At 46.0% G+C, this 12,268-nt stretch carries 10 protein-coding genes; 9 read left to right on the top strand and 1 reads right to left on the bottom strand.

The features are described from left to right. Positions 1-2: 2 nt before the first annotated feature. Positions 3-311, bottom strand: coding sequence for a helix-turn-helix domain-containing protein (locus tag EWA64_RS13595; RefSeq protein WP_025543080.1), 309 nt, complete (start codon positions 309-311; stop codon positions 3-5). A gap of 101 nt (positions 312-412) precedes the next feature. On the opposite strand from EWA64_RS13595, the gene EWA64_RS13600 reads away from it, so the two are divergent. The 9 genes from EWA64_RS13600 (at position 413) to EWA64_RS13640 (ending at position 12,245) form a co-directional block, all read left to right on the top strand. Then, positions 413-952, top strand: coding sequence for a VspR family transcription factor (locus EWA64_RS13600; protein WP_061894698.1), 540 nt, complete (start codon positions 413-415; stop codon positions 950-952). Then, on the top strand, positions 952-2,337 hold the full coding sequence (locus EWA64_RS13605) for a DEAD/DEAH box helicase (RefSeq protein ID WP_061894699.1): 1,386 nt from the start codon (positions 952-954) through the stop codon (positions 2,335-2,337). Before EWA64_RS13600 ends, EWA64_RS13605 begins: the two co-directional genes overlap by 1 nt. A 123-nt stretch (positions 2,338-2,460) precedes the next feature. Next, on the top strand, positions 2,461-4,917 hold the full coding sequence (gene hsdR / locus EWA64_RS13610; protein ID WP_061894700.1) for an EcoAI/FtnUII family type I restriction enzme subunit R: 2,457 nt from the start codon (positions 2,461-2,463) through the stop codon (positions 4,915-4,917). Between the two features lie 75 nt (positions 4,918-4,992). Then, positions 4,993-6,324 (top strand): MATE family Na+-driven efflux transporter, encoded by a 1,332-nt coding sequence (locus EWA64_RS13615; RefSeq protein WP_017420296.1) that lies wholly within the window; start codon positions 4,993-4,995, stop codon positions 6,322-6,324. A gap of 153 nt (positions 6,325-6,477) precedes the next feature. Beyond that, positions 6,478-7,968 (top strand): N-6 DNA methylase, encoded by a 1,491-nt coding sequence (locus tag EWA64_RS13620; protein WP_061894701.1) that lies wholly within the window; start codon positions 6,478-6,480, stop codon positions 7,966-7,968. Then, positions 7,968-9,725: a restriction endonuclease subunit S gene (locus EWA64_RS13625; protein ID WP_061894702.1), complete on the top strand. Its 1,758-nt coding sequence runs from the start codon at positions 7,968-7,970 to the stop codon at positions 9,723-9,725. The genes EWA64_RS13620 and EWA64_RS13625 overlap by 1 nt, the downstream gene beginning before the upstream one ends. 175 nt (positions 9,726-9,900) lie before the next feature. After that, the gene (locus EWA64_RS13630) at positions 9,901-10,611 is read left to right on the top strand and encodes a DUF3800 domain-containing protein (RefSeq protein WP_001290352.1); all 711 of its coding nucleotides are present in this window, start codon (positions 9,901-9,903) and stop codon (positions 10,609-10,611) included. Next, a complete protein-coding gene (locus EWA64_RS13635) occupies positions 10,608-11,087 on the top strand; it encodes a hypothetical protein (RefSeq protein WP_061894703.1) in 480 nt (159 codons plus the stop codon). The genes EWA64_RS13630 and EWA64_RS13635 overlap by 4 nt, the downstream gene beginning before the upstream one ends. A 165-nt stretch (positions 11,088-11,252) precedes the next feature. After that, entirely contained in the window at positions 11,253-12,245 is a 993-nt protein-coding gene (locus EWA64_RS13640; protein WP_017420293.1) for a PDDEXK family nuclease, read from the top strand. The last annotated feature ends 23 nt before the right edge of the window (positions 12,246-12,268 follow it).

The raw sequence follows: 12,268 nt of genomic DNA on the forward strand, positions 1-12,268 counted from the left end.
GACTACTTTTCACGGCTTAGGTTATCCAACAGCGCTGCTTTCTCTTCGTCACTCATTTTGTCAATCACGCAAGCCAGTTCAGCACTTAACTCGTTTCTACAGAAAAAGTAGTTTAGTGGTACGTTTAACTCTTCAGCCATTCGTTCGAGCGTGCCAAGATCGGGTACATGTCTACCTTTCTCATAGTGGTTCATTCGCCCACTCGCCGAGCTGGGTTCCATGCCTATTTTCACCCCTAAATCTTTTTGGGTGATTTTGGCTTTTTTACGCGCAGCTTTGAGCCTCTCAGGGATTGGGTTGTCTTTTTGCACTTACACATTTCTTTTCAACCTTTAGATAACTTAGATTGTCTAAGTTTTACTGATTTTTGTATACTTAGCAATCCTAAGTTTTTGTTGTTTGTACTAGTGATATGAATAAAGTGATCAGCATTAACCCTCACATGTTTAACCTATTGATTGAAAAAGGAATGGATGGCTTTTCAGTCATAGAAGCTAGGGATGCTTTACTAAACAATAGTGTGACCTTCCCGAGTAAGGATGACGCTCGAAAGTATGTGTATAAGCAACTTCTATCATTCGAGGAGAAAGGTTGGCTTTCTGTTGTTGGGACTCACAGAGCGAAGCGTTACCATCAAACTAGTGAGTTCAAAGCGCTCACAGTCGAGCCCCGAGTGGTTAGAAAGAGTAACGTTAACGTTGTTCCAATAGCGATTCAAACTGCTGATACTCCTCTAACGGTATTGGAGCAAGAGAAAAAGCAATATGAGGGAGAGCTTGCGATTACTCTGGGAGAGATCGAAGAATATCAGTCGCTATTGACGCGTTTCCCACACAGCAGACAAAAGATGCAACCCCTATTTAACACAGCGAGAGAGCGATCAGCTAAGCTATTGGGCAAAATCAATGCACTAACCAACTGGATAAAGGTGGTACAAGGTAGGGCTCTATAATGCTAAGAGCATGGCAAGCCGACTGTGCAGAGATAGCTATCAATAAATTTGCATCCGATAGACGACCACATTTCTTCTGCCAAGCGACTCCTGGTGCAGGTAAAACCGTTATGGCTGCCGAGGTAGCAAGGCGCTTATTTGAAGAAGGTATGATTGACTTAGTGCTCTGTTTTTCGCCATCTTTGTCTGTAGCTGAAGGGATGCAAAAAACGTTTGCATGGAAATTAGAGTGCTCATTTAACGGAGGGTTAGGTTCTTTGGGAGGATCTTATACTTACCAATCTATCCGTTTTTTTGACGATAACTTTTGGAACACTATCAGTAAACATCGAGTTTTAGTCGTATTTGATGAAATTCATCACTGTTCGTTTGAAGAAGATGGTCGATCAAACTCTTGGGGTGTAGAGATAGTCTCAAAGATACAAGGACTTGCACGATACACGCTGGCATTGTCAGGCACTCCTTGGCGTTCAGACAGACTGCCGATTGTGATGGCAGAATATTCTGACCCTGAAGGGATGCTAATCTGCGATTACCAGTATGGCTTAAAGCGAGCGGTTGTAGACGGAGTTTGCCGCCAACCGAAAATTGTCTTAATCGATAATGAGCATTTGAGTATTACGTCTGGAGGCAATAGGCAACATTTTGCCTCCATTTTGGATTGCCTTAAACAATCTGATATTTCTTATCAAAGCGTCATCCACAATGAAGAAGCGATGCATTACATCTTGAACAGTGCCTGTAAAAAGCTAGCGCAGATCAGGGAACTTTCGCCAAACGCAGGCGGGTTAGTGGTCGCTGCTTCTATCAAGCACGCGAAAGATATTCAAAAACGCTTGGTCGAGCAGTTTAATCAATCAGCCAGCATTGTCACTTATCACCACGTAAACCCACTAAATGAAATTGAATCTTTTCGACACTCGAATGTTCAGTGGATAGTCAGTGTTGGGATGATAAGTGAAGGTACGGATATTCCTCGGTTGCAGGTTTGCTGTCATATGAGCTCAGTGAAAACAGAACTCTATTTCAGGCAGGTCCTTGGAAGAATATTGAGAGTTAACGACTCACTGAACCAAGAAGCATGGTTGTATACTTTTGCTGAAGAGAGCTTGGTCAAGTTTGCTGAGCGTGTAGAAGAAGACATTCCAGAATCTTGTATGTTCATTGGTGTTGAAAAGTCAGTAACTTCATGTTGTTTAGATTCTCCTTCAGACGATACTGGTTCTATTTCTGAATCACGAACAAACAATATTCTACCACTTGAATGGGCTACGGGCCCTTTTTTGGAAAGTGTGAATAGTGGTTTTTTATCTCACGAAGAATCCGACCGCATCAAACTTGGGTCTTTTCGAGAGCGAGTGATAGCGGCTTTTGACTATGTTTAATCTCCTAAGCCTGCAATTTGTGATCGGATTACCCATTAACCATACTATTGTTGCGTTCTTATTCTTCACCCATATGAACTTTGTTATATAATCCGTCGCAATTCAGTATGGAATCAAAGTCGTATGGTCGAAAAGTTCTCCAAGTCTCAGCTGTCTGAAGCCGACATCATCTCCAAGTTCATTCTTCCCGCTATTAAAGAAAACGGCTGGGATGACATGAACCAAATCCGTCAAGAAGTAAAACTGCGTGACGGTAAAGTTGTAGTTCGTGGTCAGATTGCCGCACGTAAGAAAGTGAAGTCTGCTGATATTGTGCTGTATCACAAACCGAGTATGCCGCTTGCAGTCGTGGAAGCGAAAGCGAATAAGCACGAAATTGGTAAGGGAATGCAGCAAGGCTTGGATTATGCGTCACTACTGGATGTTCCGTTTGTGTTTGCTAGTAATGGTGATGGGTTTATATTTCATGACAAAACGAACCCTGAGCAACTAGAAACAGAAATCAGACTCGAAGACTTCCCATCCCCTCAAATGTTGTGGGAAAAATACTGCCAATGGAAAGGTTACTCAGACGAGCAACTGCCGCTAATAACACAAGCTTACTACGATGATGGAAGCGGTAAATCACCGCGTTACTACCAGCTCAACGCCATTAACAAAACCATTGAAGCGGTCTCCGAAGGGCAGGATCGCGTGCTGCTTGTGATGGCAACAGGTACAGGTAAAACCTACACCGCTTTTCAAATCATCTGGCGCTTATGGAAGTCGGGGGCCAAGAAACGCATCCTGTTTCTGGCTGACCGCAATATCCTTGTCGACCAAACCAAAAATAACGACTTCCAGCCTTTTGGTACCGCGATGACCAAAATCGGTAATCGCACTATCGATCCCGCTTTTGAAATCCATTTAGGTCTTTATCAGGCCATGACGGGGCAGGAAGAAGAAAAGAAAATCTTCAAAAACGTCCGTCCGGATTTCTTCGATTTAATTGTAGTGGACGAATGCCACCGAGGCAGCGCCTCAGAAGACAGCGCATGGCGCGAAATACTGGAGTACTTCAGCTCAGCGACTCAGGTGGGGTTAACCGCAACGCCAAAAGAAACCGATGAAGTTTCCAACATCGAATACTTCGGTGAGCCTGTTTACACCTACTCGCTCAAGCAAGGCATTGAAGATGGCTTCCTTGCGCCTTATAAAGTCGTGCGCGTGGATATCGACGTTGACCTTCAAGGCTGGCGACCAACCAAAGGACAGGTAGACAAACATGGCGAAGTCATCACAGATCGTATCTACAACCAGAGCGACTTTGACCGAACCATGGTGATTGATGAGCGCACCGAGCTTGTTGCCCAAACCATTACCAACTACCTGAAACGCACAGACCCGATGGCGAAAACCATTGTGTTCTGTAACGACATCGACCACGCAGAACGTATGCGCCGAGCCCTTGCTAACTGCAACCGAGAGCAAATGGCGAAGAATGAAAAATACGTCATGAAAATCACCGGCGATGATGAAATTGGCAAAGCCCAGCTGGACAATTTCATCAACCCGAAAAAAGCCTATCCGGTTATCGCAACGACCTCAGAACTGATGACCACGGGCGTCGATGCTAAAACCTGCAAACTGGTAGTGCTGGATTCCACCATCAAATCCATGACAAAGTTCAAGCAGATCATCGGTCGCGGTACCCGTATTGATGATAAGTTCGGAAAGCTCTGGTTCTCTATCCTCGACTTTAAAAAGGCCACCGAGCTTTTCGCCGACGAGCGTTTTGATGGCACTCCCGAGCGGGTAAAAGTCACCAAGCCGGAAGATTTTGAAAACCCAGAAGACCTTGATGATATTGTCGATGGTATGCCGGAAGACGAAAACGGCGAGGCGGCTGTTGATGGGGAATCACTGTTTGGTGATGACATCGACCCAGATACGATTCTAGAGCCAACGCCACCCTACACAACTTCAGGCGAAGATACGTTTGGCCCTGGCCCAGATGAGCCTATTCAGGAAGAAGTCAGAAAATTCCATGTTTCTGGCGTCGAAGTGAAGAAGATTGCCGAGCGTGTGCAGTACTACGACAGTGACGGCAAACTGGTGACCGAATCGTTCAAGGACTACACCCGCAAAGCCATGGCGACGCAGTTTACCTCAATGGATGACTTCACCCGCAAGTGGAACGATGCTGACCGCAAACAGGCCATCATTGATGAGCTCGCGGAGATGGGGATTATCTGGGAAGCGCTGGAACAGGAAGTGGGCAAAGATATGGATCCCTTCGATATGATCTGCCATGTGGTGTATGACCAACCACCACTGACCCGAAAAGAACGTGCTGACAACGTGAAGAAGCGTAACTACTTCACTAAATATGGCGATGTAGCGCAGGAAGTATTGAGCAATCTTCTCGATAAGTACGCCGATGCGGGCGTCACTGAAATTGAAAACATGACGGTACTGAAAGTGGCGCCGTTCAATGAAATTGGGCGCCCGCTTGAGATCATCAAAAAAGGCTTTGGTGACAAAGAAGCCTACCTGAAAGCCGTTAACGAACTGGAATCAGAAATTTACCAGACGGCTTAAACTCGCCCTTATCTCTCAAGGCTGCTCGAAAACGGGCAGCCTTTTTCGTATCAAAACATCGCTTACGGAGAATGCATGTTTTTCCCATCTTTGAAAGCAGTGAACTACAAGCTGCTGTTTATCCTTTTGTTGTCTGGGCTTATACCCGCGATTTACTCAACTTCCCGTGTTTATTTCCTTGGCAGCATTCCAGATACTTGGGCATTTAGCATTGCAGCCCAGGTCGCATGGCTAAATGTTGGTTATGAAGTTATCAATGAAGCCATGCTGATCCCACTGGCTTATATTCTGGGGCAGGTGATCACAAGCAATACAGAGGGATTTACAAAGCGTTTAAATGGGGCAATGGTGGCGTTTGTTGCAGTGTATGCAGCAGTGACACTCAGTGTACTTCTGCTTGCACCCGATATGACCCAAGCCATGCAGCAAAGCAGAGAGTTGATAGAACAGACCACCCATTACATACGGCTTGAGTCTGTCGCCATTTTTATCTCAAGCGTGGTGGAGCTTTGTCTTTTGGTCTTGGTGCTGAAAGATGAACAGAGAAAACTGTATGCGTTTATCGCTGTGAAATCATTGTTGATCATTGGTTTTGACAGCTTGTTCGTCAGCCAGCTTTCCCATTCGCTTCTATTGGGAGTAAACGGCGTCGCTTATACCAACATTGTTGTGAACAGTATTTTGCTCGTCTGTGCGCTGTGCTGGTTTCATCGAGAAGGGTTGTTCAACCCGAAAATGGCATTTAACTCAGTATCATGGATGAAAGAATGGGCGAAGATTGGCGCGAAGTCCGGACTGGAATCTTTCGTCCGCAATGCAGCCTTTATCATAATGATTTTACAGTTAGTGAATCAGGTTCAGCAAGCGGGTATTTTTTGGGTATCCAACCAATTTATCTGGGGATGGTTACTATTACCTGTCATGGCTCTGGGGCAGTTAATTAAGCGAGATGCCGCTTGCTCGAATGGTCTTTCAGTCGAGAGGGTTAATGTGTATTTCAAACTAACAGGACTCGTTGTCTTGTGCTGGCTGCTCTCCGTACCACTATGGGATGATTTTATCGCCCACATCATGGGTGTCAGTGACCATCAACAAGTGACGGATTTGGTTCTCTTGATGTTAGGTTTTTATGTAGTGTTTGCGTTTAATAACGTTATTGACAGCTACTTCTACGGAATTGGCCGCACAGACTTAATGCTTTATCAGTCTTTAGCCGTTAATACGCTCTTCTATGGTTCTGCCTTTGTGGCCTATCAGTTGGGGTGGTTCGAACCGACATTGGAGGGTATCGCTTTAATGTTCGGTGTGGGCATAACGTTCGATGCCATCATCACTATCGGCTTATACCGCTGGTTGAGGGCTAATCAAGGTTATGAAAGCGTCACCACCAAACCCGCACTCGGTTGATATATTCAGGTGATAAATTCAGGCGGCCCCGTACGTACGGGGTTGCTTGTATTCTCGCCACTTAACTCTCGTTAATGCTAACTTCTGCTCAATTAACGACAGTTAATGCGCTACAATACGCACAAATTTTCGTACTTCAAAAGCAGTTAAATCATGTCTATCAGTTCCGTAATCAAATCCATTCAAGACATCATGCGTAAAGACGCGGGTGTTGACGGCGATGCACAGCGCCTTGGGCAACTTTCCTGGTTGTTGTTCCTCAAAGTCTTCGATGCGCAGGAAGAAGAATTAGAGCTCGAGCTGGATGATTACAAAGCGCCAATCAATGAAAAATACCTGTGGCGCAACTGGGCGGCAGACGCACAAGGCATTACCGGTGACAAACTGCTGGAGTTTGTGAACGACGACCTGTTCCACAACCTGAAAAACATGGCAGCACCGGTGGACACCAACCCACGTGGTTATGTAGTGAAAGAAGCGTTCAGCGATGCCTACAACTACATGAAAAATGGCACCTTGCTGCGTCAGGTGATCAACAAGCTGAATGAAATCGACTTTACCGATACCAAAGAGCGCCACCTGTTTGGTGATATCTACGAGCAAATCCTGCGTGACCTGCAAAGCGCGGGTAATGCTGGTGAGTTCTATACCCCACGTGCGGTAACCCGCTTTATCGTCGACCGTCTTGATCCAAAATTGGGCGAGAACGTTTTTGACCCATCATGTGGTACGGGCGGCTTCTTAACCTGCTCCATCAACCACATTCAAGAGCGCGATAAACCTGAAACCAGCGAGCAGTACGCGACGTTCCAGAAGCAATTCCACGGCGTTGAGAAGAAGCAGCTGCCGCACCTGCTGTGTATCACCAACATGATGCTGCATGGCATTGAAGTGCCGTCGCAAATCAAACACGACAACACGCTGAATAAGCCGCTTTCTAACTGGGACAGCAATATTAACGTGATTGCGACTAACCCACCGTTTGGCGGTACCGAGGAAGACGGGATTGAAAAGAACTTCCCAGCCGAAATGCAAACCCGTGAAACGGCGGATTTGTTCCTACAACTGATTATTGAAGTGCTGGACCCTGTAAATGGCCGTGCGGGTGTGGTATTGCCAGATGGCACTTTGTTTGGGGAAGGCGTAAAAACCAAAATCAAAAAGCTGCTGACCGAAGAATGTAACCTGCACACCATTGTGCGACTGCCTAACGGCGTGTTTAACCCTTACACGGGCATTAAGACCAACATTCTGTTCTTCACCAAAGGCAAACCAACCAAAGAAGTGTGGTTCTACGAGCACCCATACCCAGAGGGCGTGAAGAACTACAGCAAAACCAAACCGATGAAGTTTGAAGAGTTTCAGGCTGAAATCGACTGGTGGGGCAAGGAAGAAGACGGCTTTGCCAGCCGCGTAGAAAACAACCACGCGTGGAAAGTCTCGATTGATGAGATCATCGCCCGCAACTTCAACCTGGATATTAAAAACCCGTATCAAGGTGAAGTGGTTAGCCATGACCCAGATGAACTGCTAGCAAGCTACCAAACGCAACAGCAGGAAATCACCGAGCTACGCAACCAACTGAAAGACATTCTGGGGAATGCTCTCTCTTCATCAGCTCAAGCTGCGGATGAGGTGAAGTAATGCCTGCGGAAAAACTGATCACCGACCATATCGACATCTGGACTTCGGCAGTACAGGCCAAGTCAGCTTCGGGGCGCGGCAGCGGTAAGAAGCGCGAGCTTTACGGCATTAAGAAATTGCGCGAGCTGATTTTGGAACTGGCGGTGCGAGGAAAGTTGGTGCCGCAGGATCCGAGTGATGAACCTGCTTCGGTGTTGCTTGAGCGCATTGCTGCTGAAAAGACCGAGTTGGTGAAACAAAAGCAGCTCAAGAAGCCTAAGCCACTTCCCGCCATCACAGATGATGAGAAACTGTTTGCGCTTCCACTAGGGTGGGAATGGGTTCAGGTGGGAAACGTTTGCACCTTTGTGAATGGATTTGCCTTCAAAAGTTCGTCATTTCAAGAAATTGGTGTGGGGGTTGTCAAAATCGGTGACATTTCCAGTTCCGGGCAGATTACAAATGCTTCAATGTCCCGTGTTTCTCCGCAAGTAGTGGCAGGCCTGGACCCCATGCTCAAGGTTGCAACTGGTGACCTTGTGATAGCTATGTCTGGAGCGACAACTGGAAAGTTAGGTTTCAATGTTGATGATGAAACTTACTATTTAAATCAGCGTGTAGGGAAGTTCTGGTCTCACGGTGTAAGGCTAGAGTTCATGTACTTGCCGCTGACAACTAAGGTGGCCGAAAACCTGTCAAAATCCATGGGAAGTGCGATTCCCAACATAAGTACAGGTCAGATCAATGAGATAGTTTTTGCTTTGCCTCCGCTTGCAGAACAACACCGCATCGTAGCCAAAGTCGACGAGCTGATGGCACTGTGCGACCAATTAGAGCAGCAAACCGAAGCCAGCCTTGATGCCCATCAGGTATTGGTAGAAACCCTGCTGGCAACGCTCACCAACAGCCAAGACGCCACCGAACTGCTAGCGAGCTGGGCACGCATCAGCGAGCACTTCGATACCCTGTTCACCACAGAGCAAAGCATCGACCAGCTAAAACAAACCATCCTGCAACTGGCAGTGATGGGTAAGCTGGTACCGCAAGATCCGAATGACGAACCAGCCACAAAACTACTTGAGCGCATCGCGGAAGAAAAAGCGCAGTTGGTGAAAGAGAAGAAAATCAAAAAGCAAAAAGCCCTGTCGCCGATTGCTGAAGATGAAAAGCCGTTTGAACTGCCGAAAGGATGGGAGTGGTGTCGAACAGGAGAGGCAGGCAACATACAGTTGGGGAGGCAGCGTTCTCCAAAAGATCACTCTGGACCTCACATGACCCCTTATCTTCGGGTGGCAAACGTTCACGACAATAGAATTGATACATCAGATGTAAAACAGATGAATTTTACACCTGAAGAACAAAAAATATATCGATTAGAGTATGGCGATATATTGCTGAATGAAGGCCAAAGTAAAGAGCTTGTAGGTCGACCAGCCATGTTTAAAGATGAGGTAGCGAACGTTTGTTTTCAAAATACATTACTCAGATTCAAAGCTCACAATAATATTAGTCCTGAATACTCTTTACTTTATTTTAGGCACTGTTTGTATTCGGGTCGCTTTCAAAAGGCAGTAAAACAAACAACGAACATGGCTCACCTAAGTGCGGCGCGTTTGATTCCGATTGAGTTCCCTTTGCCACCCGCTGAGGAACAAATCAAAATTGTTGAGAGAGTAAATCAGCTATCAGGTATGTGCGAGCAACTAAAGCAACGCCTTCGCGACAGTCAGCAAACCCAGCTTCAACTAACTGACGCGATTGTTGAGCAGGGGTTGTAGTACTTCCTTCGTATCACCAAAGCGGCAGCCTCAAGGCTGCCGTTTTAGCTTCCGAATAAAAACATTTCAACGCTTTGATATTAAGAAAGTTAGGTACTTTTGATGAAGATGCATTGCCCATTTTGTGGTACCTTATATGCATTCAAAGGCACACATTTTATTCTCTGGAAAAACGATGAGCGAAATCTACAACGTCTACTGCGACGAATCATGTCATCTTGAAAATGACGGAATTGGTGTCATGGCATTGGGCGCACTTTGGTGCCCGCTTTCCAAACGCGCTGAAATCGCCAAGCGAATTCGGGAAATTAAAGTCCGGCATGGATTAAAAGCAGAGTTTGAGATCAAATGGACAAAAGTCAGCAACAGCAAGCTGGCTTTTTATCTGGATATCATCGACTACTTTTTCGACGACGATGATTGCCACTTCCGCGGATTAGTTGTGCCCGACAAAACGGTTTTAGATCACCCTCGATTCGGCCAAGATCATGATGACTGGTACTACAAGATGTACTTTTTCATGCTTAAAACCATCTTCGACCCCCAATCAAAATATCGCGTATACATTGATATAAAAGACACGCTAGGCCACGAGAAAATTGAAAGGCTTCATGATGTTATGTGTAACAGTCATTATGATTTTTCAAAGTCAATTATCGAGCGGATGCAACGAATTCACTCCCATGAGGCCGAGCAGCTTCAAATGGCGGACTTGCTGATTGGCGCGTTAGGTTACTTGCATCGTGGACTTGACGGCAACAAGGCTAAATTAGCACTTATTGAACGAATCAAGGATCGCAGCGGCTATAAGCTGACGCAAAACACCTTGTTAAGAGAGAACAAGTTCAACCTGTTTGTCTGGACTGGACAAGGAGGCTTTGCATGACAACAGCGTGGCTCCCAGATTTGGTCATGATGGAAGATTACAACCACAATTGGGAACAGTACTTAGCAGCCATATACGCTTTCTTCGAAGCTGATTTTGTTCACTCAAAACCCGAATTTCAGGGGCGACGATTGGGCCTGAAGAGGTACCCAGAATACGACGGGAAATCGGCAACATTCTGGCATATGACCAGTACTGGCGATGATGAAACAGAAAGGGTGCCAGATTTTAGGCGCTGTGAGCGCATTCGTTGGCCAAGACCCATCATAGAGAATGATCAACATGAAAGCCTGAAAGTATGGACAGAACCCAAAGGCAAGAATCAACGGGTACACATTTGGTGTGAGGAAGAAGGTTATCTGGTGGTATTGGACGATCGCGGAGAGTACATTTTACCTTGGACGGCATTCTATGTAGAAAGAGAACATCAGCGTAAGAAATACAATAAGCGCTGGGAAAAGTATAAAGATAAGTAACGATTTGAGAGGCTGGCCTCGCCCTCTTATGAGGACGGAGCCGTAACTCCTTCTACTCTTACACTCGCAAAGAGTTGGTAGATGAGATACGCGAAGTATAGGTACCAGCCCCTCCACAGTCAATCATATTCGTGCTAATTGGTGCGAACTCTCGAAGAAAAAACGATGAGCCTCTATAACATCTCAAACAAAAACTTAACCGCTTTAACCCAAACCACCTTTGCAGCCGAAGGGCTGCAAGAGCGGCAGGATTTACAAGAAGCCCTTAAAGGTTGCATTGATGCAATCGCCCCAGATTGTCTAGTGATCTCTGAGGAGTTTTCCGACTGGGAAGACAGCCGTCGCCGTATTGACTTATTGGCAATTGACCGTAACGCCAACTTGGTGGTGATTGAGCTAAAGCGCGACGAAATAGGCGCACACATGGAGCTTCAAGCGCTTCGCTATGCGGCCATGATCTCTACCATGACGTTCGACAAAGCCTGCGAATATTTTGAGCGTTACATCGCCAAGGAAGGGCTGGAAATCAATGCACGCGAAACTATTCTTGAGTTCGTTGATTTAGATGAAAACAGCCTTGATGATTTCGGTAACGATGTGCGAATCGTGCTCGCATCTGCTGACTTTGGCAAAGAGCTGACAACATCTGTCCTTTGGCTGCGAGACAAAGGCATTGATATCAGTTGTGTTCGTCTTACGCCATATCGCTACAAAGACGATGTGTTGATTAATGCAGAGCAGATCATCCCTGTTCCAGAGGTTGAAGCTTATCAAGTCAAATTCCGCGAAAAACAGGCAGAGCAACGCACCAGTAAAAATGGGCAGCGCGATTACTCGAAATATCGATTTAATGGCCAAGTTTATAACAAACGTAAGTTGGCTCTGGCTGTTTTGACGCATTGGATTGAGCAAGAAAATCCTCAAAGCCTATCTGTCATCAAGGATGCGTTAAAAGACTATAACTTGCCTCGTGCCGTTGCTTTGTTTGAGGAAATCGCTGACAAGCATATGAGCCGTTATCATTCAGCAGAATGTGACTTAATTACTTTGACCTCTGGTGAGCTTATTGCCATTTCAAACCAGTGGGGTGACAACATTCCAAGGCTGTTAGATGCGATGAAAAGCTATGGTATAGCGACGGAAAGAATAGAAAATTGAATTTGTAGAGGGAGCGATTAGCT

The sequence above is a fragment of the Vibrio cidicii genome (assembly GCF_009665415.1).
GTDB classification, from domain to species: domain Bacteria; phylum Pseudomonadota; class Gammaproteobacteria; order Enterobacterales; family Vibrionaceae; genus Vibrio; species Vibrio cidicii.